Here is a 25949-nt window from a genome sequence, read left to right on the forward strand (position 1 = left end):
TTTGCATTCCGATCCCGCCGGGATCAGTTGATCTTCATCACCACCCGGCCCTCGATCTGGCCCTTGTGCATTCGCTGGAAGATGTCGTTGATGTTCTCCAGCGGCTCGACGGAGACGGTCGCCTTGACCTTTCCCTCGCCGGCGAACTGAAGCGCCTCCTGCAGGTCCAGCCGCGTGCCGACGATGGAGCCGCGCACCGTCGTGCCGTTCAGCACCATGTCGAAGATCGACAGCGGGAATTCGCCCGGCGGCAGGCCGTTCAGGGCGATGGTCGCTCCGCGCGCCGTCATGTTGACCGCCTGTTCGAACGCCTTGGGCGACACCGCCGTGACCAGAACGCCCTGCGCGCCGCCGTCGGTCTGGGCCTTGATGTCGGCGGCCGGGTCGTTGGAGGTCTTGGCGTTGACCGTCACCGTCGCGCCCAGGCGCCGGGCCAGGTCCAGCTTGGCGTCGTCCACGTCCACGGCGGCCACGTTCATGCCCATGGCCTTGGCGTACTGCACCGCCACGTGCCCCAGACCGCCGATGCCCGAGATCACCACCCAGTCGCCCGGCCTGGTGTCCGTCATCTTCAGCCCTTTGTAGACCGTCACGCCGGCGCACAGGATCGGCGCGATCTCTGTGAAGTCGACGTTGTCGGGCAGGTGGCCGACATAGTCGGGATCGGCGATGGCGTATTCGGCGAAACCGCCGTTGACCGAATAGCCGGTGTTCTCCTGCTCGTGGCACAGGGTCTCCCAGCCGCCCAGACAGTGCTTGCAGTGGCCGCAGGCGGAGTAGAGCCACGGCACGCCGACCCGGTCACCTTCCTTGACCAGCTTGACGCCCGCGCCGACCGCCGAGACGTAGCCGACGCCCTCATGGCCGGGGATGAAGGGCGGGTTGGGCTTCACCGGCCAGTCGCCCTCGGCGGCGTGCAGGTCGGTGTGGCAGACGCCGGACGCCTCGATCTTGACCTGGATCTGGCCGGGGCCCGGTTCGGGCACGGCCACCTCGTCGATGGTCAGCGGCTGGCCGAACGCGCGCACCACGGCGGCCTTCATGGTCTTTGGCATGGGACACCTCTCTCGGGAAAAAGAGCGGGCGGACCGAAAGCAGGACATCGGTCCGCCCAGGCAGGTGCTCTCTCGGGGAGGAAGCGGAGAGCACGGTGAGGATGGACGGCCGACGCGCGGCCGTCCTTGATCCAGGTCAGAAGAAGCCGAGCTTGTCGGGGCTGTAGCTGACCAGCAGGTTCTTGGTCTGCTGATAGTGGTCCAGCATCATCCGGTGGTTCTCGCGCCCGATGCCCGACTTCTTGTAGCCGCCGAACGCCGCGTGGGCCGGATACTGGTGATAGCAGTTGGTCCAGACGCGGCCCGCCTGGATGGCGCGGCCCGCGCGATAGGCGGTGTTCATGTCGCGCGACCACACCCCGGCGCCCAGGCCGTATTCGGTGTCGTTGGCGATGGCGATCGCCTCGTCCAGCGTCTTGAAGGTGGTCACGGCCAGCACCGGGCCGAAGATCTCCTCCTGGAAGATGCGCATGTCGTTCGTGCCCTTGAACACGGTTGGCTTGACGTAATAGCCGCCCGCCAGGTCGTCCTTGAGCACCGCCTGGTCCCCGCCGGTCAGAACCTCGGCGCCCTCGTCCTTGCCCAGGTTCAGATAGCCCAGGATCTTCTTCAGCTGCTGGTCCGACGCCTGGGCGCCGACCTGGGTTTCCGGGTTCAGCGGGTCGCCCTGTTTGATGGCCTCGACACGCGCGATCGCCTTCTCGATGAAGGCGTCATAGATGTCCTCGTGGATCAAAGCCCGACTGGGGCAGGTGCAGACCTCGCCCTGGTTTAGGGCGAACATGGCGAAGCCCTCCAGCGCCTTGTCCAGGAAGGCGTCGTCGTGATCCATCACGTCCTTGAAGAAGATGTTGGGCGACTTGCCGCCCAGCTCAAGCGTCACCGGAATGATGTTCTTGGTGGCGTACTCCATGATCTTCTGTCCGACGGCGGTCGAGCCGGTGAAGGCGATCTTGGCGATGCGCGGATTGGTCGCCAGCGGCTCTCCGACCTCCGGTCCGGTGCCCGACACGATGTTCAGCACGCCCGCCGGCAGCAGGTCCTGGATCAGCTCGACCACCAGCAGGATCGACGCCGGCGTCTGTTCGGCCGGCTTCAGCACGATGCAATTGCCCGCCGCCAGGGCCGGGGCGATCTTCCAGGCGGCCATCAGGATCGGGAAGTTCCAGGGAATGATCTGGCCGACCACGCCCAGCGGTTCGTGGAAGTGATAGGCGACCGTGTCGTGGTCCAGTTCCGAGATGCCGCCTTCCTGCGCGCGGATGCAGCCGGCGAAATAGCGGAAGTGGTCTATGGCCAGGGGAATGTCGGCGGCCAGGGTCTCGCGCACCGGCTTGCCGTTGTCCCAGGTCTCGGCCTCGGCGACGGCCTGCAGGTTCTGTTCGATCCGGTCGGCGATCCTGTTCAGGATGACGGCGCGTTCGGCCACGCTGGTCCGGCCCCAGGCGTCCTTGGCGGCATGGGCGGCGTCCAGGGCCTTTTCGACATCGGCCGCGTCCGATCGGGCGACCTCGCACAGGACGCGGCCGTTCACCGGGGAGGTGTTCTCGAAGTAGCGGCCGTTGACCGGCGGGACCCACTGTCCGCCGATGAAGTTGTCATAGCGCGCCTTGAACTTGGGGGTCGCGGCGCGGACGAATTCGGGTTTGGTCATCAAAGCCTCCTGACGGTTCCTCGGGCGTCGCTGATCGACGTCGTTGGGACCGGAAGCTCCGCCCGCCGCGGCCTTTTCGCCAGACCGGCCGCTCATGGTGCGGCGCAAACCTGTCTCAGCCTTGCGACAGATGGGCTTAGTGAGGCGCGCCGGCCAAGCCCAGGCGATGCAGCTTGCGATGCAGGGTCGCCCGGCTGACGCCCAGCGCCCGTGCCGCGGCCGAGACGTTGCCCCCGTTCCGCGCCAGGGCGCGCCGCACCGCCCCGCGCTCGGCTTCCAAGAGGTCCGCCTCGATGCCGCCGGCGCCGCCCAGCACCTCCGACGCCGCCAGTTGTCCGGCGATCCGTTCGTCCGTAATCGACAGCGCCAGCCGCGCCGCCCGCGTCGCGCCCACGACCAGATCGTGCCGGTCGACCGCCAGCAGGGCGGCGGTGTTGCGCTCGGCCGCGTCGCCGGCCAGCACGATGCGCGCCTCGGCGAAGGCCTGGCGGAAGGCCTGGGCCTCGATCGCCCGCGCGGCGTCGGCCACGGCGGCGGCGATCAGCCCCAGCATGGCCTCGGTCTGATCCGCCCGGCACGACGAGACGTCCAGCGCCCCCGCCAGCCGCCCCAGCGGATCGTGGATCGGATGGCTGGTGCAGCTCAGCCCCGTATTGCGGGCGTGGAAATGCTGGTCGCGGTGGATGGTCACGGGCCGCTTCTCGGCCAGGGCCGTGCCGATGCCGTTGGTCCCCTCGACAGCTTCCGACCAGACGGCGCCGGGCCACAGGCCCCAGCGGTGAAAGGTCTCGTCGTCGGTCGCCGCGCCGCGCCGCTCCACCGGCACGCCCTCGGCGTCGCACAGCAGGACGCAGCAGCCCGCGTCCCCGACCGCCAGGAACAACCGATCCAGCACGCCTTGGGCCGCGCGGGTCATCGGCTCCATCGCCTCACGCGCCGCGCGCAGCTGGGTTTCCGTCAGGGTGGCGACCTGGCCGCGGCTCTCGGGGTCCAGGCCGTACAGGGTCATGGACCGTCGCCACGACGCCGCCAGCGCCGACCGCGCGGGCCCGGCCCCGTCGTCCAGCACCTGCTTGATCAGGTCGCGGTGATCGTTTCCCGTCCGCTCGCCCATGGTTCGCTCCCAAGGCGTTGTCGTTCGGGATCATCAAACGCCCGCGCCGAGCGGGCGTCAATGCGACCTTCCTACCACCACGTCTCGGGCTTGGCCGCAAAGCCCGCCGCGTCTTCCAGCGCCTTGCCGACACGGAAGACCGTCGCCTCGTCCAGCGCCTTGCCGATGACCTGCAGGCCCAGCGGCAGGCCGCCGGAGTCCACGCCCGCCGGCACCGAAAGGCCCGGCAGGCCGGCCAGGTTGGCCGTCACCGTGAAGACGTCGTTCAGATACATGGTCACCGGATCGATCTGCTTGTCGCCCAGGGCGAAGGCCGCCGACGGCGTGGACGGCGTCAGGATGGCGTCCACCTGGCCCCAGACCTTGTCGAAGTCCTCGGCGATGCGGCGACGCACCTTCAGCGCACGGACGTAATAGGCGTCATAGAATCCGGCCGACGACAGCACATAGGCGCCGATGGTCAGGCGACGCTGCACCTCCTTGCCGAAGCCTTCCGCCCGGCTGGTCTCGTACAGGTCCGTCAGCGACTTGGCCTCGGCCGCGCGATGGCCGAAGCGCATGCCGTCGTAGCGCGCAAGGTTGGACGACGCCTCGGCCGGCGCCACGATGTAATAGGTCGGCAGGGCGTATTTGGTGTGCGGCAGGCTGATGTCGACGATCTCGCAGCCCGCGGCCTTCAGCCATTCGACGCCCTGGTCCCAAAGCGCCTGGATTTCGGCGGGCATGCCGTCCACGACGTATTCGCGCGGCACGCCGATGCGCAGGCCCTTCACGGACTGACCGACCGAGGCGGTCCAGTCCGGCGTCTCGACGTCCAGGCTGGTCGAATCCTTCGGATCGAACGAGCACATGGACTTCAGCAACAGGGCCGCGTCCTCGACCGTCTTGGTGATCGGCCCGGCCTGGTCCAGCGAACTGGCGAAGGCCACCATCCCGAACCGGCTGGCGCGGCCGTAGGTCGGCTTGATGCCCACCGTGCCGGTGAAGGCGGCTGGCTGGCGGATCGATCCGCCGGTGTCCGACGCCGTCGCGGCCAGGCACAGGTCCGCCGCCACCGCCGAGGCCGAGCCGCCCGACGATCCGCCTGGCGTCAGTTCGGCGTTCGACGCCTTGGACTTCCACGGATTCTTCACCGGCCCGAAGGCGCTGGTCTCGTTGGACGAGCCCATGGCGAACTCGTCCATGTTCAGCTTGCCCAGCATCACCGCCCCGTCGCGCCACAGATTGGCGGTGACGGTCGATTCATAGGGCGGAACGAAGCCGCGCAGCATGTTGGAGCCGGCCGTCGTCTGCACGCCGTCGGTGCAGAACAGGTCCTTGATCCCCAGCGGCGCGCCTTCCAGCGCCCCGCCCTGCCCCGCCGCCAGCCGGGCGTCGGACGCCTTGGCCATCTCCAGCGCCTTGTCCGCCGTCACCTCGACATAGGCGTTCAGCGTCGGGTTCGACGCCGCGATATTGGTCAGGAAGGCCTGGGTGATCTCGGCCGAGGTGAAGGCCTTGGCCTTCAGGCCGTCGACGGCGCCCTTCAGGGTCAGCTTGGTCAGGTCGCTCATGACTATTCGACCACCTTGGGCACGACGAAGAAGCCGTCCGCCGACTTGGGCGCGTTGGACAGGACGTCGGCGATCTTGCCGCCGTCGGTCACCACGTCGTCGCGCAGGCGCAGCGGCTGGGCGACGTTCGAGGTCATGGGCTCGACGCCGTCGACATCGACCTCGTTCAGCTGCTCGATCCACTGCATGATGCCGTTCAGCTCCTGCGCCAGCGGCTCCAGCCGGTCCTCGGGGGTCTTGATCCGGGCGAGATGCGCCACCTTGCGCACCGTCGCGGCGTCGATGGCCATGCGGCCCTCCAAACACACGGTGGGAATTTGGGATTCCACACTCAAGTTGAATTCGAAGGGGTCGGATTAGCGTTCCGACCCCGGTTTCACAAGGCGATGACTTTGACTTCCGGCGCTTTGGGGCCTACCGCCCGGCCCGTGCCCGTCCTCGACCTCCTCGACCTGCCCGCCGCCTGCCCGCCCGACACGCCGTGGATGGGGCTGGACCTGGGCGAGAAGACCATCGGCGTCGCCGTGTCGGACGCCACCCGCATGATCGCCTCCCCGCTGGAGCTGATCCGCAAGTCCAAGTTCACGCTGGAGGCCGAACATCTGTTCAAGCTGATGGCGCACCGCAAGGTCTCGGCCCTGGTCGTCGGCCTGCCGATCAACATGGACGGAACCGAAGGTCCGCGCGCCCAATCGTGCCGCGCCTTCGCCCGCAATCTGGAACGGCTGCGCCCCGTCAACGTCGCCTTCTGGGACGAGCGGCTGTCGACCAGCGCGGTCGAACGCTTCCTGATCGACGAACTGGACCTGAACCGCAAGCGCCGCGCCGGCGTGGTCGACCGCACCGCCGCCGCCTGGATCCTGCAGGGCGCGCTGGACCGGGTTCGCGACCAGGCGACCTGGGTCTAGTGGGCGGCCTGTTTCTCGGCATCGCGCCGGTCTTCGTGCTGATCGCCCTGGGCTATGGCCTGCGCAAGTCGGATTTCCTGCCCGACGCCGCCTGGCGGCCGATCGAGAAGCTGTCGATCAACATCCTCTATCCCGGCTTTCTGATCCCGGCGATCTGGCATGCCGACCTGGCGGGCGACAGCGCGGGCCCGGCCGGCGGCGCGGCGGTGGCGTCGGTGATCGTGGTCGCCGCCTTGGCGTTGGCGGCCAAGCCGCTGATCCGCCTGGACGGCCCGGCCTACACCAGCGTCTTCCAGGGCGTGATCCGCTGGAACAGCTTCGTCTTCCTGCCCGTGGTTCAGGCGGCGTTCGGGCCCCAGGGTCTGGCCGTCGCCGCCGTCATGATCGCCTGCATAATTCCCGTCACCAACATCGCCTGCGTCGCCGTGCTGGCGCGCTGGGGCGCCGATCAGCGGGGCGTCTCGCCCCTGGCCTTGCTCACGGCCATGCTGAAGAACCCGATCCTGATGGCCTGCCTGATCGGCCTGATGCTGAACTTCGCCGGCGCGCCGGACTTTCCGGTCCTGTCGCGCATTCTGGAGCTGATCGGCGGCGCGGCCCTGCCGCTGGGCCTGATCGTCGCGGGCGCGGGCCTCAGCTTCGCCGAGGTGGCGCGGCGCCGGATCACCGTCGGCGGGGTTTCGGTCGTCAAGCTGCTGGTCATGCCCTTCCTGATGTGGGGCGTCTGCCGGTTGCTGGGCGGCGACCAGCTGGCCCAGGCCCTGGCCATGCTGTGCGGCGCGACGCCTGGCGCCGCAGCATCCTACATGCTGGCGCGACAGATGGGCGGGGATGCGCCTCTGATGGCCGGGGTCATCGCCCTGACCACCGTCGGCGGGGCGATAACCATGCCGCTGTTCCTGGCGCTGTTCCATTTGGCGTGAAGGCCGCCTATAGCCGCGTCTCGATGACCCAGCCGCCCACCGTCACCGAACAAACCATCCAGGAGCGGCTGATCCCGTTCCCCCGCGCCCATTTCCTGGCCGCCTCGGACCTGAACCCCTACGTCGTTCCGCAGCTGCTGGACCTCGGCGACGCCTTCGTCGACTTCAATCGCCAGTCATCCAAGGCGCTGGACGTGCTGCACGGGCGCACGGTCGTGAACCTGTTCTTCGAGAACTCGACCCGCACCTCCTCCTCGTTCGAGATCGCGGCCAAGCGGCTGGGCGCCGATGTGGTGACCATGCCGGTCGCCTCCTCCTCGGTGAAGAAGGGCGAAACCCTGATCGACACGGCGGTCACCCTAAACGCCATGAAGCCAGACATCCTGGTTGTGCGTCACTCGGCCTCGGGCGCCGCCGAACTGCTCAGCCAGAAGGTCGGCTGCGCGGTGGTCAACGCCGGGGACGGCCGCCACGAACACCCGACCCAGGCCCTGCTGGACCTGCTGTCCATGCGCCGCGCCCTTGGCGACGTGACCAGCCTGACCATCGCCATCTGCGGCGACATCACCCACAGCCGCGTGGCCCGCTCCAACGTCGCCCTGCTGCAGATGATGGGCGCGCGGGTGCGCCTGATCGGCCCGCCGACCTTGGTGCCCGGCGACGCCGACCGCTGGGGCTGCGAGGTGTTTCACGACATGCGCGAGGGGCTCGCCGGCTGCGACGTGGTGATGATGCTGCGGTTGCAGTTGGAGCGGATGGCCGGCGCCCTGGTCCCCTCGACTCGCGAATACTTCCGCTTCTGGGGCCTGGACCGCGAGAAACTGGCCTGGGCCAATGAAGGGGCGAAGGTCATGCACCCCGGCCCGATGAACCGGGGCGTCGAGATCGATTCCGACGTCGCCGACGACCTGGACGTCTCCCTGATCCAGGATCAGGTCGAGATGGGCGTCGCCGCCCGCATGGCGGTGCTGGCCTCCCTCTCCGCCCGCTGGGGAGACGCCGCATGAGCGACACCATCACCGTCTTTTCGGATGCCCGCCTTCTGGACCCGGCCACAGGCAGGGACGGCCCCGCCACACTCATCGTCCAGCACGGCAAGATCATAGAGGTCGCATTCGAGCGGCAGTTTCATACTGAGCTCGGCACCGACTTCGAGATCATCGACTGCGACGGCCACTGCCTCGCGCCCGGCCTGATCGACATTCGGGTCAAGACCGGCGAACCGGGCGCCGAGCCCAAGGAGACGCTGAAGTCCGCCAGCCTGGCCGCCGCCGCCGGGGGCGTGACCACCATCGTCGTCCAGCCCGACACCGACCCCGCCGTCGACGACCCGGCGATGATCGACTTCATCCAGCGTCGCGGCGCGGCCCTGAACCTGGTCAATGTCCGCGCGGCGGGCGCCGCGACCAAGGCGCTGGGCGGCGAGCGCATGGCCGAGATCGGCCTGATGGACGAGGCCGGCGCCCTCTATTTCACCGACGGCGACAAGGTCATCGTCAACAGCCGCACCCTGCAAAGGGTGATGAGCTACGCCGCGGCCTTCAACGCCCTGATCGCCTGCCGTCCGTCCGACCCCTGGCTGACGGAAGGCGCGGTCGCCGCCTCCGGCGAACTGGCCACCCGCCTGGGCCTGTCGGGCAGCCCGGCCATCGCCGAACGCATCGGGCTGGAGCGCGACCTGGCCCTGGTCGAACAGACCGGCGCCCGTTTCCTGGTCGATCAGATCTCGACCGAGGGCGCGCTGGAGACCCTGGCCCGCGCCCGCGCCAAGGGGCTGGAGGTCGCCGTCAGCGTCTCGATCAACCACCTGTGCTTCAACGAGGTGGACATCGGCGACTACCGCACCTTCTACCGACTGGACCCGCCGCTGCGATCCGAGGCGGATCGTCAGGCCTTGATCGAGGCCGTGCGCGACGGCCTGATCGACGTCATCACCTCCGCCCACGCCCCCGCCCCGGCCGAGGACAAGCGCCGCCCGTTCAGCGAGGCCGCGCCCGGCGCCGTGGGCCTGGAGACCCTGCTGCCCGCCGCCCTGACGCTGCACCACGAGGACGGTCTGGACCTGCTCGACGTCCTGCGCCCGCTGACCCACGGCCCGGCCGCCCTCCTGGGTCTCGACGCCGGCGTCCTGGCCGAAGGCGCGCCCGCCGACCTGATCCTGTTCGACCCCGGCGCACCCGTCATCGTCGACGCCGACGCCCTGCATTCCAAATCCAAGAACTCCCCCTTCGACGGCCGCCGGCTTCAGGGCAAGGTGGTCGGAACCTGGGTCGCGGGCCGCAAGGTTCACTGAGAACGGCGGCCTAAGCCGTCAGCGTCCGTTTCACAACCGCCTTGAACGGCCCGTTCGCCTGACCGGCCCTGAGCGCCAGGCCGCGCGCCAGCCGGGCGGGCGGCGTCTCTTCGGTGAACAGCCGCACCAGGGCGTTGGTCCCCTGATACAGGGGCCAGCTGGCCAGCCGGTGTTCGTGCTGATAGCGGGCCAGCAGCCGCTCAGACCCAATGTCGCCGCCGCGCGCAGACCGCACGACCTTGGCCAGGGTCTCCTGCCCCCGTAGGCCCAGGTTGAAGCCGTGGGCCGTCACCGGATGCATCCCCACGGCCGCATCGCCGATCAGCGCGAACCCCGGGCCCGCGAACCGATGGCTCCAGGTCGTGGCCAGAGGATAGGCGTGACGCGTCCCGACCAGCGCCAGCCCGCTCAGCCGCCCCTTCAGCCGCCGCTCCATCTCGGCCGAGAAGGCCTCGGGCGACATCCCCATCAGGTCCGCCACGGCCGGCGTCGCCAGCGTCAGCACCACCGACGACACCCGCTGGTCCGGGTCGGCGACGGGCAGCAGGGCGACGGTCTGGCCGTGGTCGAACCATTCGGTCGCCACATGGCCGTGCGGCTGGTCGTGGCGTATCCGGCACACCATCATCGACCGGCCCAGCCGGTTGATCCCGGCCCCCACGCCCAGCTGGTCGCGCGTGAAAGAAAAGCGCGAATCCGCCGCGACCACCAGCCTGGCGCGGATCGTCGTTCCGTCGTCCAGCGTCAGCCGGCCGCGCGGGGCGGCGGTCTGGACACGGCAGGCCGCCACCCGCCGCCCCGCCATCAGGGTCGCGCCCGCCTGGCCCTCGACGACTTCGAACAGGGCGCGCCGGATCAGGTGATTCGGGATCAGCACCCCCAGCCGGTCCGCGTTCCTCGCCCCGAACGTCAGGGCGAAGGCCGAGCCGCCGTCCAGCACCCGCGCCTGGCGCAGGTTGGAGATGTGATCCGCCGGAATCCGATCCCAGGCGCCCATCGTCTTCAACAGACGCATCGAATGATGGGTCAGGGCGATCTCGCGCCCGTCGAAGGCGGGCTCGCGCAGCGCCGCCTCGTCCTGTCCCTCGATCAGGGCGACCGACAGCCCCGCCCCCGCCAGGCACCGCACGAAGGCCAGGCCGGCCGGCCCGGCGCCGACCACGGCGATGTCGAAGTCTGAAATCTGGCTCATGGCCCGCTTGTGCGCCATCCGATCATCGCCGGCCTTGATCGAGCGCAAGTCGGCGCGGCGGTCAGCGCGGGCGGGGAGGGTCGCCGCCTTGGCCACCTGGGGCGCCAGCACCCCCTTCACCGCCAGCGGCGTGTCGGTGGCGATCACGCTCACGCCCTGGAGGAACAGGTCGCGATATTCCGACACGTCCCCGTCGGCCGCATAGCGGTCGTCGCGGCGCACGCCTTCCGCGCCCAGGGTGCCGAACTGCACCTCGACGCCCGCGTCCCGCAGCGATCGCCACAGCGCCGGCCGCTCCTCGCGCGTCCCGGTCCAGGCCAGGATCTGCGCCGGGTTCAGCCCCGCCAGATCCTCGGTCCCGTTCAGGCCCGCCGAGATCATCATCTCCGGCGCCATGGCCGCCACCGCCCGAGCGTCGGCGTCGGTGTAGGTGATCAGGATCACCCGATCCTGCGCCCGCGAGCGCCGGACCTGGTCGATCACCGCCCGCGCCAGATCCACCGTGCTGTCGCCGTCCGCCGGCTTCAGGTCGATGCTGGCGATGGCGCCGACCCGTCCGGCCGCGTCCAGCGCTTCGTCCAGGGTCGGCGGCGACGCGTCGGTCAGGGCGCCGTTCGACGCCTTCAGCCGGGCGGCCTTGACCTGCGCCAGCGTCAGATCCGCGACCCGGCCCCGGCCTGTCGTCGTCCGCTCCATCGTCTCGTCGTGCATCAGCACCAGCTGGCCGTCCCGGGTCAGCACGGCGTCGATCTCCAGGATCGCATTGGGGATCGCCCGTCCCGTCGCCTCGATCGCGGCGATGGAATTCTCCGGTTGATCCATCGCCGAAACCGCCCGGTGCGCCGAGATCGCCACGCCTCCGTTCCGGACGCAGTCGAAATAGGCCGCCAACGCCGGACCCGGTTCGGGCGCGCGCGAAGTGGGCGCGGCGCCCACGCAACCGCTCGTGGACAGAAGCAGGGCCACGGCGGCGGCCATCCGGATTCGGGTCATCGAGGTCTCCAGCGAAACGCGCCGGACCAGACGGCGCCCGCATCGCCGGGTCAAGAGGTCGGATCGCCCTTGCTCCGCGCCGCCGGCCGACGCATTTTGCCGCGACAGGACAAGGGGAGCGAGATCAACGTGCAGGATCTGGTCGCGCCGACCGTGGCGACGCTCGCCCTCGTGGCGCTGGGCGGCTACCTGCTGGGCTCCATACCGTTCGGCGTGGTCATCACCCGCGCGGCCGGCGCCGGAGACGTGCGCAACATCGGCTCGGGCAATATCGGCGCGACCAACGTCCTGCGCACCGGCCGCAAGGACCTGGCGCTGGCCACCCTGCTGCTGGACGCCGGCAAGGGCGTCGCCGCCCTGCTGATCGCCCGTCACCTGTTCGACAGCGAACTGGCCGGCGCCGTCGCCGGCGGCGCGGCCTTCCTGGGTCACCTTTTCCCCATCTGGCTGAGGTTCAAGGGCGGCAAGGGCGTGGCCACCTTCTACGGCCTGCTGCTGGCGGCCGCCTGGCCGCTGGGCCTGATGGCGGGGGCCGTGTGGCTGATCTGCGCCTTCCTGTTCCGCTATTCGTCGCTGGCGGCCCTGATCTCCTCGGCGACGGCGCCGTTCCTGGCCCTGCTTCCGCTGGCGGCGGTCGGCCTGCCGGTCTCGGCGCCGATCCTGGCGCTGGCCGTCTTCGCCGCCGTGCTGATCTGGATCCGGCACCACGAGAACATCGCCCGGCTGCTGAAGGGCCAGGAACCGCGCATCGGGGCGAAGAAGGCGTGACCCTGTCGGCGGCCGAGCGGTTCGCACGGCTGCGGCTGGCCCGCACCGACCGCATCGGTCCCGTCGCCTTCGCCCAGCTTCTGGGCCGCTATGGTTCGGCCGTCCGCGCGCTGGGGGCCCTGCCCGACCTGGTTCGCAAGTCCGGAGCCGCCTCCATTCCCCCGCCACCCGAAACCGTTGAGCGCGAACTGGCGGCCGGAGATCGCATCGGCGCCCGACTTCTGGTGCTGGGCGATCCCGACTATCCGGAGAGGCTGGCGGCGCTCGATCCTGCCCCGCCCGTCCTGTGGACGCGCGGCCGAACGGAACTCCTGGCCCGCCCCTGCGTCGCCGTCGTCGGCGCCCGCATCGCGTCGGCCGGCGGTCAGCGCATCGCGCGAGGCCTGGCCGATCAGCTGGGCCAGGCCGGCCATGTCGTCGTCTCGGGCTTGGCGCGCGGCATCGACGCCGCCGCCCACGAGGGGGCCCTGTCGACCGGGACCGTGGCCGTCCTGGGCGGAGGGGTGGACGACATCTATCCGCCCGAACACGCCGACCTCTACGCCCGCGTGGTCGACCGGGGCTGCGTCGTTTCCGAAAGCCCGATCGGCGCCCGCGCCCAGGCGCGCGACTTCCCCCGCCGCAACCGCATCATCTCGGGCCTGTCGCGCGGCGTGGTGGTGGTCGAGGCCGAGATTCGGTCCGGTTCGCTGATCACCGCGCGCCTGGCCGCCGAACAGGGCCGCGACGTCTTCGCCGTGCCGGGCTCGCCGCTGGATCCCCGGGCCCGCGGCCCCAACGAACTGCTGCGCCAGGGCGCCATCCTGTGCGAAGGAATCGAGGACATCGAACGCGCCTTCACCACCCTGCGCGGGCTTAGCGAGCCCCCGGCGCCCTCGCTTATCTACGAAGGCGATCTGGACGACGGCCTGCTGGAACGGGTCGCCGCCCTCCTGTCGCCCACGCCGACGCCGCGCGACGAGATCGCCCGCGCCCTGGACCTGCCGGTCGCCCAGGTCGCCGCCGCCCTGCTGGAACTCAGCCTGGCCGGCCGGGCGGAACTGCTGCCGGGCGGTCTGGCGTCGCTGTAGGTCAGGCCGGCGGGGCGCCCGCGACCTGGGCCACCTGCTCCAGCATCGCCGCCAGGCGCCCGTCCCCGTCGTCGCGGGCCATGCGCGCCATCTCCAGCGCCATCGCGCCGATATATTCCCGTGTGGGGAAGGGCGCCGCCTCGATATCGGAACGCACAGGGGTCGTCGGTGTCGGTGTCCGTCGCGCCGCGTTCATAATCGCCTCCGTTGCAAACCAACAATCTAGACGCGCTTTGTTAAAAAACACAACTACCTTAGGGTGTAACGCGCGGGAAGCGATTGACAGCAGCGCTCGCGCCAACCACGTTCGCGCCCCTTCCCGAGACTGACCCCATCATGAACCTCGTCATCGTCGAGAGCCCCGCCAAGGCCAAGACCATCAACAAGTATCTCGGCGCGGACTATGAGGTCCTGGCGTCCTACGGCCACGTGCGCGATCTGCCGTCCAAGGACGGCTCCGTCCTGCCGGACGACGACTTCTCGATGCACTGGGAGGCCGACGCCAAGGGCGCCAAGCGCCTGTCCGAAATCGCCGAGGCGGCCAAGCGCGCCGACCGCGTGATCCTGGCCACCGACCCCGACCGCGAAGGCGAGGCGATCAGCTGGCACGTCCTGGAAGTGCTGAACAAGAAGAAGGCGCTGAAGGACACCCACGTCGAACGCGTCACCTTCAACGCCATCACCAAGTCCGCCGTGCTGGAGGCGATGGCCAATCCGCGCCAGCTGGATATGGAGCTGGTCGAGGCCTATCTGGCCCGTCGCGCGCTGGACTATCTGGTCGGCTTCACCCTGTCGCCGGTCCTGTGGCGCAAGCTGCCGGGCGCCCGCTCGGCCGGCCGCGTCCAGTCGGTCGCGCTGCGCATCGTCGTCGATCGCGAGATGGAGATCGAGAAGTTCAAGCCTCAGGAATACTGGTCCATCGAGGCCGATCTGAACGCCGACAGCCCGCCCTTCACCGCCCGCCTGGTCAAGCACGCCGGCAAGCGCGTCCAGCGCTTGGACATCAAGGACGAGGCGACCGCCAAAGCCGCCCGCGCCGCCATCCAGGCCGGCGACTTCACCATCAATTCGATCGAGAAGAAGCCGGTCCGGCGCAATCCGGCCCCGCCCTTCACCACCTCGACCCTGCAGCAGGAAGCCGCGCGCAAGCTGGGCTTCACCGCCCAGCGCACCATGCAGGCGGCCCAGAAGCTGTATGAGGGCGTCGACGAGACCGGCGGCCTGATCACCTATATGCGGACCGACGGCGTCTCGGTCAGCCCCGAGGGCCTGGCCCAGGCGCGTGAGGTCATCGGCAAGGAATACGGCCCCGCCTACGTTCCCTCGGAACCGCGCTATTACAAGGTGAAGGCCAAGAACGCTCAGGAAGCGCACGAAGCGATCCGGCCGACCAACATCGCCCGCCACCCCGATTCCGTGCGCCTCGATTCCGATCTGCAGCGCCTCTACGAACTAATCTGGAAGCGCATGGTAGCCTCCCAGATGGAGGCGGCGCGCCTGGACCGCACCACGGTCGAGATCGAGACCTCCGACGGCCAGACGGGCCTGCGCGCCACCGGCCAGGTGGTCACCTTCGACGGCTTCCTGGCCGTCTATGAGGAAGGCCGCGACGAGAAGCAGAAGGGGGCGGAAGGCGACGAGGGCGAAGACGACGCCCGCCGCCTGCCGGCGCTGAAGGAAGGCGCGCGCGCCAAGGTCGACGCCATCCGCACCGACCAGCATTTCACCGAACCGCCCCCGCTATTCGGAAGCCACTCTGGTCAAGAAGCTGGAAGAGCTGGGCATCGGCCGCCCCTCGACCTACGCCTCGACCCTGTCGACCCTGCGCGACCGCGAATATGTCCGCGTCGACAAAAACCGCTTCTACCCCGAGGACAAGGGCCGCCTGGTCACGGCCTTCCTGGAGCAGTTCTTCAGGAAGTGGGTCGAATACGACTTCACCGCCGCCCTGGAGACCCAGCTGGACGAGGTGTCGGCCGGCGACCTGAACTGGAAGGTGCTGCTGCGCAACTTCTGGCAGGACTTCCACGCCGCGACCCAGGCCGCCGGGGAACTGCGCACCACCGCCATCCTGGACGCCCTGAACGAAAGCCTGGGCGCCCATATCTTCCCGGACAAGGGCGACGGCTCTGACCCGCGCGAATGCCCCCTGTGCCACCAGGGCCAGCTCAGCCTGAAGACCAGCCGCTTCGGCGCCTTCATCGGCTGTTCGCGCTATCCCGACTGCAAATACACCCGCCCGGTCGCCAGCCCGTCGGCCGAGGACGGTTCGGCCGAGAGCGGCGACCGCGAACTGGGAATCGACCCGGCGACGGGCCAGCCGGTGCAGCTGAAGATCGGCCGCTTCGGCCCCTATGTCGAAATCACGCCGCCGGATGGCGAAAAGCCGAAACGCTCGTCCCTGCCCAAGGGCTGGTCCCCCGCCTCGCTGACACTGGACCAGGCGCTGCGTCTGCTGGCCCTGCCGCGCGAGGTCGGGGTCCACCCCGAGGACGGCAAGCCGATCACGGCCGGCCTGGGCCGCTACGGGCCGTTCGTCCTACACGCCGGCACATACGCCAACGTCTCGGACATCGAGGAGGTGTTCGAGGTCGGCCTGAACCGCGCCGTGGCCCTGCTGGCCGAAAAGCGCGCCGGCCGGGCCGGTCGCGGCGCCGCGGCGGCCCCGCTCAAGGACCTGGGCGCCCATCCCGAGACGGGCGAGCCGATCCACGTCATGGCCGGCCGCTTCGGCCCCCATGTGAAGTCCGGCAAGATCAACGCCACTTTGCCCAAGGGCGCGGCGCCGGAAGACCTGACGCTGGAAGACGCCCTGCCGCTACTCGCAGCCAAGGCCGCCGCCGCGCCCAAGAAGAAGGCCCCCGCCAAGAAGGCGGCCGCGCCCAAGAAGGCGCCGGCCAAGAAGGCCGCGACGGCCAAGAAGGCGGCCCCGAAGAAGGCTGAGGACTAACCCCGCAGGATCTGCAGCCGGTTCGCGCCGGAGCGGACAAAGCCGTGGCGCGCCTCCGCCGCCAGCGCCGCCTCGTCCACGGCCTGGGGCCGCGCCAGGGTGACGCACAGCCGCCCGGCCTTGGTCTCGGCCGCCGTGACATTGGACCGTCCGCCCAAGGCCCGCGTAAGGCGCTCCGACAGGGCCACCTCGGTCGCGCGCGGCGGCGTCGCGGCGGTCGCGGCCAGAGCGGCTCCGCCCATGTGGTCGCGCATCTCCTGGGCCACGGCGTCGGCGATGGGGCCCAGCACCACCTGCAGGCTGCCCGGCGCCGGGGCGATCACGCCGCGTGCGCCCAACCGCTTCAGCGCCGCCTCGTCCACCGCCTCGCGTTGGGCAATCCCCAGCCTCAGCCGCGTGGTGCAGGCCGCCACCGCCGTCAGATTGCCCGCCCCGCCCAGGGCGACGACGAAATCCTCGCCCCGCCCCCCGGCGGCCTTCGGGGCCGCCGACGCCTCGACCGGCTCGTCCTCGCGACCGGGGGTCTTCAGGTTCAGCACCCGGATGAACAGTCGAAACAGGCCGTAATAGAGGCTGAAATAGACCAGGCCGACGGGGATCAGCAGCCACGGCCGCGTCGACTTGCCGAAGTTCAGCACATAGTCGAACAGCCCCGCCGAAAAGGTGAAGCCCAGCCGCACCCCCAGCAGGTCCATCACCACCATGGCTGCGCCCGTCAGCACCGCATGGATGGCGTAGAGCACCGGCGCCAGGAACATGAAGGTGAACTCGATCGGCTCGGTCACCCCGGTCAGGAAGGCGGTCAGGGCCAGGGACGCCAGCATGCCGCCGACGGCCTTCCTGCGCTCGGGCCGGGCGGCGTGATACATGGCCAGGCAGGCGGCCGGCAGGCCGAACATCATCACCGGGAAGAAGCCGCTCATGAAGACGCCCGCCGTCGGGTCGCCGGCGAAGAAGCGGTTCAGGTCGCCCGTTGCCCCTTGATAGTCGCCGACGATGAACCAGGCGACATTGTTCAGGATGTGATGCAGGCCGGTGATGATCAGCAGACGGTTCAGCAGGCCATAGACGAACAGGCCGATCTCGCCCGATCCGACGACCGCCCGGCTGAACACGTCGATGGCGTGGTCGATGGCGGTGAACGACAGCCCCACGATCGCCGCCAGCGCCAGCGCCGCCAGCCCAGAGGCGATCGGCACGAACCGCCGCCCGCCGAAGAAGGCCAGGTAGTCGGGCAGCTTCAAGGTCGAGAAGCGATTGTAGAAGTCGCCCGCGATCAGGCCCGAGACGATGCCGATCGGCACCCCCAGGCGCGCCATCGCCTGATCCTTGAACGCGGTCCCGGCCGCCCCGAGCGCGTCGCCCGTCAGCCCGGCCGTGATCTCCTGCGGCACGGTCAGCAGCACCTTGGACGCCTCGACCGCGATCAGATAGCCGACCACGCCCGCCAGGCCCGCCGCGCCGTTGTTGTCGCGCGCCAGGCCCACAGCCACGCCCACGGCGAACAGCAGGCCCAGGTTGGAGAACACCGCCTGCCCCGCCGCCGAGATGAAGGCGATGTCCAAAAGGTCCGGCTGGCCCAGCCGCAGAAGCAGCCCCGCGATGGGCAGCACGGCGATGGGCAGCATCAGGGCGCGGCCCAGCGGCTGCAGGCTGGACAGACCGATCTTCATGCCACGGCTCCCACGGCGCGGGGTTGGAGAAGCGCGGCCAGCCGCTCGCCGGCCAGGGCGCGCACCGCCTCGGCGCCGTCCTGCGCCAGGGCCTCGGCGGCCAGCGCGCGGCAGTCGTCCAGGGTCAGGCCGCGCACCACAGCCTTGACCTCCGCGACCATCGACGGCGTCGCCGACAGTTCGCGCACGCCCAGGCCGATCAGGATGGGAACGGCCGTCAGGTCCGACGCCAGTCCGCCGCAGACGCCGATCCATTTCAGCGCGCCCGCCCCTTCCACCGACCGGGCGATCAGGCGCAGCACGGCGGGATGCAGCCCGTCTAGCTGCGCCGCCAGCCCCGCGTTCTGGCGATCCATCGCCAGGGCGTATTGCGTCAGGTCATTGGTGCCGAAGGAGATGAAGTCGATGGCCGGGGCCAGCCGGTCCGTGGTCATGGCGGCCGCCGGGGTCTCGATCATCACCCCCAGCAGGGGCGCCGCGCCGCCGGTCTCGGCGACCGCGACGTCCAGCATGGCGCGCGCCTGTCGCACCTCGGCGACCGAGGCGATCATCGGCAGCATCACCGCGACCGCGCCTCTGGATCGCACGCGGCAGATCGCCCGCAGCTGGGTTAGCAGGATGTCGGGCCGGTGCAGGCCGGACCGCACGCCGCGCAGGCCCAGCGCTGGGTTCTCCTCGGGCGGGGTCGGCAGATAGGGCAAGGGCTTGTCGCCGCCCGCGTCCAGCGTGCGCACGATCAGGGGCCGCCCGTCCAGGGCGTCGGCGATGGCCTGATACTCGGCCAGTTGCTCGTCCTCGTCGGGCGCCGTCTCGCGCTCCAGGAACAGGAATTCGGTCCGCAGCAGGCCGCAGCCCTCGGCGCCGCCCGCGACGGCCGGCGCGGCTTCAGCCGCGTCGCCCAGATTGGCGAACACCTCGATGCGGACCCCGTCGGCCGTGCGGCAGTCCTCGCCCGCCAGGGCGCGGGCGTCGGCGCGTCGACGCTCTCGCGCGGCCGCGGCGCTCTGGGCGCGGGCCTGCCGCGCAGCGGACGGGGCGGCGATCATCTGGCGGCCGTCGGCGTCCAGCACCACCAGAACGCCGTCCTCGACCCGCTCCAGCCCGTCGCCCACCGCGACCAGGCCGGCCGGCACGCCCATGGCCGCGGCCAGGATGGCGACGTGCGATGTCGGCCCGCCGCGCACCGTGCAGATCCCCGCCAGCCGCGCGGCGTCCAGCGCCATCAGCTGCGACGGCAACAGGTCGTCGGCCACCACGATCGAACCCGGCCCGATGGCGACGGGCGCCGGCGCCGCTTCGCCCGACAGCGCGATCAGCACCTGGCGTTCCAGGTCCAGCAGGTCGTCGGCCCGCTCGGCCATGCGTGGATCGTCCATGGCGCGGAACAGGGCCGCGCCCGCCCGCGTCGCCTCGCGCCAGGCGAAGCCGGCCCCGCGCCCCTCCGCCACATGGCGCTCGGCCGTCTCGATCAGGCCGGGATCGTCCAGGAAAGCCAGGTGGGCGGCCAGGATGGCGCGGCGATGCGCCCCGCCCCCGGCCGCGGCCCGCTCGATCTGGGAACGCACGGCGGACAAGGCCTGATGCAGCGCCGTCGTCTCGGCCGCCACGCCCCGGCCGGCCTCGGCCACGACGATCTCGCTCTGGCGCAAGCGCACGGCCCGACCGACGACCAGGCCCGGCGCCGCCGTGACCCCGCTCAGGATCAGTTCGCCATCCTCGCCGATGATGGGCGCGGCCTTCACCGACGCGACGACCGTCGCCGTGTGGCCCTGCCCCTCTTCCAGACCCGACAGGATCAACGCCCGCACCGCCTCCAGCGCCTCAGCCGCCTGACGCCCCGACGCCTCCAGCTTCAGTTCGTCGCCGTCCCGGACGCCCAACCCCATCAGGGCGACCAGACTGGCCGCGTCGGCCCGGCGCTCGCCCAGCCTCAAGGTCACCCGTGCATCGAAACCCTTGGCGCAGGCCGCAATCCGGGCCGCGGGGCGCGCGTGCAGGCCATGCGGCAGCGGCGCCCTGACCATCGTCGTCAACGTCTCGCCCTGGCCCTGCACGGCCGCGCCGTCCTCGATCACGACGGTCAGGATCGCCTCCCCCGCCCTGACGCTGCGCCCCGGATCGATCGCCGTCGCCGCGCCGCCGCCGACCACGATCACCGGCGACAGCAGGCTTTTCGCCCCGTCGGCGATGACGTCCAGATCCAGCGTCAGCAGCGGATCGCCCGCCTTCACTTTCGCGCCCTCGGCTGCATGGACCGTGAATCCGGCCCCGTTCAGCGCCACCGTCTCCAGCCCGACATGAATCAGCACCTCAACGCCCTCGGCCGAGCGCACCGTCACCGCGTGGCGACTGGCCGGCAGGCCGACGACGACCCCGTCGAACGGCGCGCGCACCACGGGCTCGGTGGGATCGATCGCGACCCCGTCGCCCACCAAGCCCTCGGCGAAGGCGGCGTCGGGAACCTCGCCCAGCGGCGCCAGCCAGCCCGCCATGGGCGCATGGACGACGACGGATGTCACTGCGCGCCTCCGATCCGCACCCAATCGACGCCCCACATCGGGTCCAGCCCCTGCTGGGCGAAGCGCAGGCACAGGTCGGTTCGCCCGTCCCTCGCCGGCAGGTCGCCGCTCAGAACCGTCACGCCCGGATCGGCCGAGGCCGCCTTCAGCGGCAGCACCAGCGCCGGCTGGCCGTCGCAGGCCTTGCCGACGAACACCTTCAGCTCGCCCTCGGGCGTGGCCGGCGTCGCCAGCCGGATGTTGTCCCTGGCCGCCCCGATCTGGAAGTTGAAGGGGACTTGCCCCACCGCGACCTCGATCCGCTTGCCGCCGCTCAGGTCGGCGCCTTCATAGGTCCAGCACGGGTTCATGATGTCCATCATGAAGACAGAACGGTCACCGCTCACCGGCGCGTCGTCGATCAGCGACAGCACCAGCCCGTCCGAGCAGGTCGTCAGCTGGTGGCTGTAGCGCCGCTCGCCCTCGCCCGGAACGGGCGGCGCGGGCTCCAGCCCGCTTGTCGCATAGTCGATGCCCAGCGTCCGATAGCGCGCCAACTGCGGCTCCAGCCGCGCCCGGAACGCGTCCCAGTCCATCCGGTCGTGCGCGGTCCAGGCCACCTCGGCCAGGGCCGCCACGCGCGGGAAGGCCATGTATTCGACCCGGTCCTCGGTGCGCATGTGCTCGGTGAAGATGTTGGCCTGGACGCCGATCACCCGCTGCGCCTGTTCCGGCGTCAGTTCGTCCGGCGTCGGATCGAAGCGATAGACGTCCTCCAGCGAGGAGACGATCTTGCGCCCCGGCGCGCCGTCGGTCGGGCTCTGGCGATAGTCGAAATACAGCACCGGCCCCGGCGTCATCACCGCGTCGTGGCCCAGCCGCGCCGCCTCGATCGCGCCGTCCACGCCGCGCCACGACATGACGGTGGCGTTCGGCGCCAGCCCGCCCTCGAGGATCTCGTCCCAGCCGATCAGCCGTCGACCGCGCGCGTTCAGATGCTTCTCAAGCCGCCCGATGAACCTGCTCTGCAGTTCTTCCTCGTTCGCCAGGCCCAGCTCGCGCATCCGCGCCTGCGTCCGGGGCGAGGCCTTCCACTGGTCCTTGACCGCCTCGTCGCCGCCGACGTGGACGTATTCGCCGGGGAACAGGTCCATCACCTCGTCGAACACCTGCTCGAAGAAGGCGATGGTGGACTCCTCGGTGTTGAACAGGGTCGGATAGACGCCCCAGTCGGCCGGCACCGCAGGCACGGCCGCGCCCGGCGCATCGGTCACGCCCAGCTCGGGATAGGCGGCCACGGCCGCGCTGGCGTGGCCCGGCACGTCGACCTCGGGCACGATGGTGATGTTTCGCGCGGCCGCATAGGCCACGATGTCGCGCACCGTCTCCTGGGTGTAGAAGCCGCCGTACAGCCGCGGCTGCCCGGTCGCCGGATCGAGGTCGGCGTGCGGCCCGGCTCCGGCCTCGACCCGCCAGGCCCCGACCTCGGTCAGGCGCGGATGCCGCTTGATCTCCAGCCGCCAGGCCTGGTCGTCGGTCAGGTGCCAGTGAAAGACGTTCAGCTTGTGCAGCGCCATCCAGTCGATGAAGCCCTTGATGAACTCGGGCGACTGAAAGTGCCGCGCCGAGTCCAGCATCAGGCCGCGCCAGCCGAAGCGCGGCGCGTCCTCGATGGCGACGGCGGCGATGCGCGCCGGGCCCTGCCCCGCCTCGGCCGTGGCCAGCTGCCACAGGCTGATCCCGCCATACAGGAAGCCGCCGAAACCGCCGGCGGTGATGGTCGCGCCCTGGTCGGTGACCGACAGGCCGTAGGCGTCCTGCGCCTTGTCCGCGCGCCGAAGGGCGATGACGCCGGCGCCGGCCACGCCCTCGCGCACGGCCAGGTCCAGCCCGCGCGTGCGCTTCATCAGATCGGCGAAATAGGTCGCGGCGCGTCGCGCCTCCGCATCACCCGCCGGGACGGACAGCACCGTCGCATTCTCCAGCGTGAAGACGCCGCTCCCCGCCCGCACGCTCTGCGGCTCCGGGATGATCGGCGCTTGCGTCTGGGCCTGCGTCTGAGCGTGGGCCGGCGCCAGGCCGACGCACAGGGCCAGCAGGGCGGCCGCGGTCGTGCGGACGATCGGCGTCATAGGGGATCTCGCTGAAGGAAAGAGCGCGCGGAGCCGAAGCCCCGCGCCAGTTCGGCCTCAGGAGAAGGCCAAGGGGAAACATCCGTCGAAGCGCTCATGGCCGCATCCTGAATACGGAAGCGCGGCCATGGCAATCGGCTTGCGGGGACGACGCGGCGCCGTCCCCGCTCCATCGATCAGAACTCGACGGCCAGGGTCGCCATCAGCTTGCGGCCCGTCCGGTACACGCCGCGCGGCAGGGCCACGGTGTTGGCGTAGCTGTAGTACTCGCTGTCCAGCAGGTTCTGCCCCGACACCGTCAGGCTGACGTTGTCGTTGAACCGGTAGCCCGCCGTGGCGTCCAGCGTGTCCACATCGCGCACGTACAAGGCGTCGCCGCGATCCAGACCGGTGAAATACTTGGACCGCCAGGTGTAGGTCACCCGCGCCGAGAACGGACCGCTCTCGTAGAAGGGGCTCAGGTTGACCTGGTGTTTGGAGTTGAACGGCAGGTCCTGGCCATTGTCCGCCTCGCCGTCGACAAGGGTGTAGTTGGCCAGCACCCCGAAGCCGTAGCCGAAGGTCTGCTGATAGGCGACCGACAGCCCCTTCAGCTCGGCCGACCCCGCGTTCGTCGGGCGGCTGATCTGATAGGTGGTGACCGCGTTCTGGGCCTGGTTGAAGTGCTGTTCCGGCGCCGTCTGCTGCAAGATGTAATTGGAGATGTCCTTGTAGAAGACCTCTGCCGACAGGATGGCCTCGGGCTGGAAATACCACTCGGCCGCCAGGTTCAGGTTGGTGGATTCGTACGGATCCAAGTCCGGGTTGCCGCCGCCGCCGGTCAGGATCTGATCCGAAAGCCAGAAGTAGTTGGACATGTCGGCATAGTTCGGCCGCGCGATCACCTTGGCCGCCGCCACGCGGATGATGACGTCCTCAGCGGCGTTGATGGCGACGTTCAGGCTGGGCAGGAAGTCGTCATACTCCTTGCTGGTGACGCTCCATTCCCAGTCCGCCGCCGTCGTGCCGCAGCCGCTCGCTGTCTGATTGACGCAGACATAACCGCCGCTGTCCGACTCGGTGCGGACGTAGCGCAGGCCGATGTTGCCGCGCAGCAGGTCGTTCTCGAAGTTGGCCTGGCCATAGAAGGCGTTGATCGTCTCCTGCACGTTCCAGTTCTGGGCCGTGAACTCAGCGTTCCCGAAGATGGTCGGCACCGGCGCGGCCTGCCAGGGTCGCAGGTATTCGCCCGCCTCGATGTAGTCGGCCAGGGCGTCGCCATCGACGCTGAAGCGGTTGCGCATCTGGTCGTTCACGCCGTCGAAGCCGTCCAGATAGTTGCCCGGCACCTGACCGGGACTGAACAGGGAGGCGTTGTCCGGCGCGCCATAGATCTGCACCGTCACGCCCGACATCTTCTGGTCGGTCTCGTGCTTGCGGTATTTGTAGCCGAACTGGAACCGGTCGAAGAAGCCGGCGCGATCAAAGCCTAGGTCGACCTGACCATAGGTCTCCTCGTCCGTCGTGGGCTTGGAGACGATGTTGCCGCCCCAGCCGGCGTTGTATCCGTCGGGCCCGACCGACGGATCGCCCGCGCCCCAGCCGCCGTCGAACGAGAACTTGGCCGGATTGCTCAGCACGTCATTGTTGGCCGGGTCGGTGTAGGTCAGCACGCCCGGAGAGCCCGGCGCGCCGCGGAAATCGACTTCGTAATCGGCCCAGTTCAGGAACTCCCCGAACAGCTGGCGCTGGGTGCCGCCGTCGGCCTTGGAGTAGCCCACGTCGCCGGACAGGTCCCAGCCCTCGCCGCGCCACTTGCCGTCCAGGTGATAGCTGTCGGTCGTCATCTCGGCTTCGCGGTACTGGACGTCGAGCACGCTCAGCGCATTGTTGAAGGCGGCGTAGGTGATGACGCCGTCCTCGACCTCGATGTCGGTCAGGGCGCCCAGGCTGTTCCAGGTGTTGCCCTGGAAGGCGAACAGCGACTGGTTGATGTTGTCGTAGGTCGCATCGACGTGCAGCCAGTCGAAGTTCAGGTCCAGCTGCTCGACCGGCCGCCATTGCAGGGCGACGGTGTAGCTGTCGCGTTCGCGCGTCTGGTTGAAGAAGTGGGTGCCGAACGAGTTCAGACCCCGCGCGTCAGGGTTGGCCAGCAGGGTCGCTGCGCAGTCGCCCACGCAGTTGCCGTTGGCGATGGCGTCGGCGCCGGGATTTTCCGGATTGCCGCCGTTATAGTAGCTGGCCGGAATGGTGCCGTAAGACTCCAGGCCGTCGCGGCGCAGGCTGTCCTTGGCGTGCTGGGCCGAGACCAGGACCCCGAAGGTGCGGTTCTCGTTATGCCAGCCGCCCAGCAGCGAATACTGCAGGTCGCCTTCTTCCGAGCGGTCGTTGTAGAGATAGGTCAGCGCGCCGGACGCAGTCGTGGCGCCCGTCAGGTCCAACGGCCGGCGCGTCAGGACATCGACCGTGCCGCCGATCGAGCCTTCGTCGATCCGGGCTTCGGGCGACTTGAACACTTCCACCCGGCCGACGATCTGCGGCGCCAACAGGGCGTAGTTGAAGGTCCGACCCGGCTGATCCAGGATGAACCAGTCGGCCGAGGCGACCGTCTGGCCGTTCAGCAGGGTGCGGTTCAGCGCGGGATCGGTGCCCAGGATGGAGACCTTCTCGCCCTGGCCGAACGCCCGGTCGACGGTGACACCCGGAATGATGGTGATGGCCTCGGCCACGTTGGAGCTGGGGAACTTGCCCACGTCCTCGGCGGTGACGACGTCGATGATGGCGTCGGCGTTGCGCTTGGTGGTCAGCGACTGCTGCAGCGACGCCCGGATGCCGGTGACGATCACCTCGTCCACGGTGCTGACCGGTTCGTCCGCGGTCTGCGCGAAGGCCTGGCCGGACGCGACCAGCGCCAGGGCGCTGACGGATCCGGCAAGCAAGGCATGACGAATACTCATGACGCCAGTTCTCCCCATCAATGGATCTGCCCCCGCAGATCCTGAAAAGCCCAATGCAAGACCAATGCGGTCTGTCCCTCGACCGCGAATGCTGGATTACGCCGCCGTTGAAGGAGAGACTTTCATCAATCCATCACACCGCGCAAGACCAAAATGCGAATTGGGCCTACTCTTTTTTGTTATTGGTACTTGATTGGTCGCATGACATCGGTTCAGATGGGCGCAACAACAGGCCCG

The 25949-nt window shown here is 69.7% G+C and carries 17 protein-coding genes and 1 pseudogene; 7 read left to right on the plus strand and 11 right to left on the minus strand.

What is annotated here, in order from left to right; genetic code table 11:
* Positions 1-23: 23 nt before the first annotated feature.
* The 5 genes from adhP to gatC all read right to left on the minus strand — a co-directional run bounded on the left by adhP (position 24) and on the right by gatC (position 5666).
* Positions 24-1055 carry an alcohol dehydrogenase AdhP gene (gene adhP, locus MU852_RS02015; RefSeq protein WP_249750805.1) on the minus strand — a complete coding sequence of 344 codons (1032 nt, stop codon included), beginning with the start codon at positions 1053-1055 and terminating at the stop codon, positions 24-26.
* A 136-nt stretch (positions 1056-1191) separates the two neighbouring features.
* On the minus strand, positions 1192-2709 hold the full coding sequence (gene exaC / locus MU852_RS02020; RefSeq protein ID WP_249750806.1) for an acetaldehyde dehydrogenase ExaC: 1518 nt from the start codon (positions 2707-2709) through the stop codon (positions 1192-1194).
* A gap of 136 nt (positions 2710-2845) precedes the next feature.
* Positions 2846-3823 carry a GAF domain-containing protein gene (locus tag MU852_RS02025; protein WP_249750807.1) on the minus strand — a complete coding sequence of 326 codons (978 nt, stop codon included), beginning with the start codon at positions 3821-3823 and terminating at the stop codon, positions 2846-2848.
* Between the two features lie 71 nt (positions 3824-3894).
* Entirely contained in the window at positions 3895-5376 is a 1482-nt protein-coding gene (gene gatA / locus MU852_RS02030) for an Asp-tRNA(Asn)/Glu-tRNA(Gln) amidotransferase subunit GatA (RefSeq protein ID WP_249750808.1), read from the minus strand.
* Positions 5377-5378: 2 nt separating this feature from the next.
* Positions 5379-5666 carry an Asp-tRNA(Asn)/Glu-tRNA(Gln) amidotransferase subunit GatC gene (gatC, locus tag MU852_RS02035; RefSeq protein ID WP_249750809.1) on the minus strand — a complete coding sequence of 96 codons (288 nt, stop codon included), beginning with the start codon at positions 5664-5666 and terminating at the stop codon, positions 5379-5381.
* Positions 5667-5804: 138 nt separating this feature from the next.
* Between gatC and ruvX the strand changes: the two genes are divergently transcribed.
* From ruvX to pyrC, 4 genes are read left to right on the plus strand one after another with little or no spacing between them, the layout of a single operon-like run.
* Positions 5805-6284, plus strand: coding sequence for a Holliday junction resolvase RuvX (gene ruvX / locus MU852_RS02040; protein WP_249750810.1), 480 nt, complete (start codon positions 5805-5807; stop codon positions 6282-6284).
* The gene (locus MU852_RS02045; protein WP_249750811.1) at positions 6284-7207 is read left to right on the plus strand and encodes an AEC family transporter; all 924 of its coding nucleotides are present in this window, start codon (positions 6284-6286) and stop codon (positions 7205-7207) included. Before ruvX ends, MU852_RS02045 begins: the two co-directional genes overlap by 1 nt.
* Before the next feature lie 23 nt (positions 7208-7230).
* A complete protein-coding gene (locus MU852_RS02050; RefSeq protein ID WP_249750812.1) occupies positions 7231-8214 on the plus strand; it encodes an aspartate carbamoyltransferase catalytic subunit in 984 nt (327 codons plus the stop codon).
* Positions 8211-9500 carry a dihydroorotase gene (gene pyrC, locus MU852_RS02055; RefSeq protein ID WP_249750813.1) on the plus strand — a complete coding sequence of 430 codons (1290 nt, stop codon included), beginning with the start codon at positions 8211-8213 and terminating at the stop codon, positions 9498-9500. Before MU852_RS02050 ends, pyrC begins: the two co-directional genes overlap by 4 nt.
* A 10-nt stretch (positions 9501-9510) precedes the next feature.
* Here pyrC and ubiM read toward each other — a convergent pair whose 3' ends face one another.
* Complete coding sequence (gene ubiM, locus MU852_RS02060) at positions 9511-11685, minus strand: 5-demethoxyubiquinol-8 5-hydroxylase UbiM (RefSeq protein WP_249750814.1); 2175 nt, start codon at positions 11683-11685, stop codon at positions 9511-9513.
* Positions 11686-11814: 129 nt separating this feature from the next.
* On the opposite strand from ubiM, the gene plsY reads away from it, so the two are divergent.
* Both plsY and dprA read left to right on the plus strand, forming a co-directional pair.
* Entirely contained in the window at positions 11815-12453 is a 639-nt protein-coding gene (gene plsY, locus MU852_RS02065; protein WP_249750815.1) for a glycerol-3-phosphate 1-O-acyltransferase PlsY, read from the plus strand.
* Positions 12450-13523, plus strand: a complete 1074-nt coding sequence (gene dprA, locus MU852_RS02070) for a DNA-processing protein DprA (protein WP_249750816.1) — start codon at positions 12450-12452, stop codon at positions 13521-13523. Before plsY ends, dprA begins: the two co-directional genes overlap by 4 nt.
* A 1-nt stretch (position 13524) precedes the next feature.
* On the opposite strand, the gene MU852_RS02075 is transcribed toward dprA, so the two are convergent.
* Entirely contained in the window at positions 13525-13680 is a 156-nt protein-coding gene (locus MU852_RS02075; RefSeq protein ID WP_249750817.1) for a hypothetical protein, read from the minus strand.
* 179 nt (positions 13681-13859) lie between these two features.
* Between MU852_RS02075 and topA the strand changes: the two are divergent.
* A pseudogene (topA, locus tag MU852_RS02080) lies at positions 13860-16473 on the plus strand (type I DNA topoisomerase).
* Here the strand turns inward: topA and nagE are convergent.
* The 4 genes from nagE to MU852_RS02100 all read right to left on the minus strand — a co-directional run bounded on the left by nagE (position 16470) and on the right by MU852_RS02100 (position 25712).
* Entirely contained in the window at positions 16470-18146 is a 1677-nt protein-coding gene (gene nagE, locus MU852_RS02085) for an N-acetylglucosamine-specific PTS transporter subunit IIBC (protein WP_249750818.1), read from the minus strand. The pseudogene topA and the gene nagE sit on opposite strands and share 4 nt — an antisense overlap.
* Positions 18143-20665, minus strand: a complete 2523-nt coding sequence (gene ptsP / locus MU852_RS02090; RefSeq protein ID WP_249750819.1) for a phosphoenolpyruvate--protein phosphotransferase — start codon at positions 20663-20665, stop codon at positions 18143-18145. Before ptsP ends, nagE begins: the two co-directional genes overlap by 4 nt.
* A complete protein-coding gene (locus tag MU852_RS02095) occupies positions 20662-22776 on the minus strand; it encodes a beta-N-acetylhexosaminidase (RefSeq protein ID WP_249750820.1) in 2115 nt (704 codons plus the stop codon). The genes ptsP and MU852_RS02095 overlap by 4 nt, the downstream gene beginning before the upstream one ends.
* 176 nt (positions 22777-22952) lie before the next feature.
* The gene (locus tag MU852_RS02100) at positions 22953-25712 is read right to left on the minus strand and encodes a TonB-dependent receptor (protein ID WP_249750821.1); all 2760 of its coding nucleotides are present in this window, start codon (positions 25710-25712) and stop codon (positions 22953-22955) included.
* Between the last annotated feature and the right edge of the window lie 237 nt (positions 25713-25949).

Origin of the sequence: Brevundimonas albigilva (genome assembly GCF_023503965.1) — a bacterium.
Classification (GTDB): Bacteria; Pseudomonadota; Alphaproteobacteria; order Caulobacterales; family Caulobacteraceae; genus Brevundimonas; species Brevundimonas albigilva.

What these genes read in the sequence shown, in the direction of transcription:
- pyrC (WP_249750813.1), top strand. Translation starts at nt 8,211, where the DNA reads ATGAGCGACACCATCACCGTCTTTTCGGATGCCCGCCTTCTGGACCCG.
- adhP (WP_249750805.1), bottom strand. Translation starts at nt 1,055, where the DNA reads ATGCCAAAGACCATGAAGGCCGCCGTGGTGCGCGCGTTCGGCCAGCCG.
- MU852_RS02025 (WP_249750807.1), bottom strand. Translation starts at nt 3,823, where the DNA reads ATGGGCGAGCGGACGGGAAACGATCACCGCGACCTGATCAAGCAGGTG.
- nagE (WP_249750818.1), bottom strand. Translation starts at nt 18,146, where the DNA reads ATGAAGATCGGTCTGTCCAGCCTGCAGCCGCTGGGCCGCGCCCTGATG.
- exaC (WP_249750806.1), bottom strand. Translation starts at nt 2,709, where the DNA reads ATGACCAAACCCGAATTCGTCCGCGCCGCGACCCCCAAGTTCAAGGCG.
- MU852_RS02100 (WP_249750821.1), bottom strand. Translation starts at nt 25,712, where the DNA reads ATGAGTATTCGTCATGCCTTGCTTGCCGGATCCGTCAGCGCCCTGGCG.
- MU852_RS02050 (WP_249750812.1), top strand. Translation starts at nt 7,231, where the DNA reads ATGACCCAGCCGCCCACCGTCACCGAACAAACCATCCAGGAGCGGCTG.
- gatC (WP_249750809.1), bottom strand. Translation starts at nt 5,666, where the DNA reads ATGGCCATCGACGCCGCGACGGTGCGCAAGGTGGCGCATCTCGCCCGG.
- gatA (WP_249750808.1), bottom strand. Translation starts at nt 5,376, where the DNA reads ATGAGCGACCTGACCAAGCTGACCCTGAAGGGCGCCGTCGACGGCCTG.
- ubiM (WP_249750814.1), bottom strand. Translation starts at nt 11,685, where the DNA reads ATGACCCGAATCCGGATGGCCGCCGCCGTGGCCCTGCTTCTGTCCACG.
- MU852_RS02095 (WP_249750820.1), bottom strand. Translation starts at nt 22,776, where the DNA reads ATGACGCCGATCGTCCGCACGACCGCGGCCGCCCTGCTGGCCCTGTGC.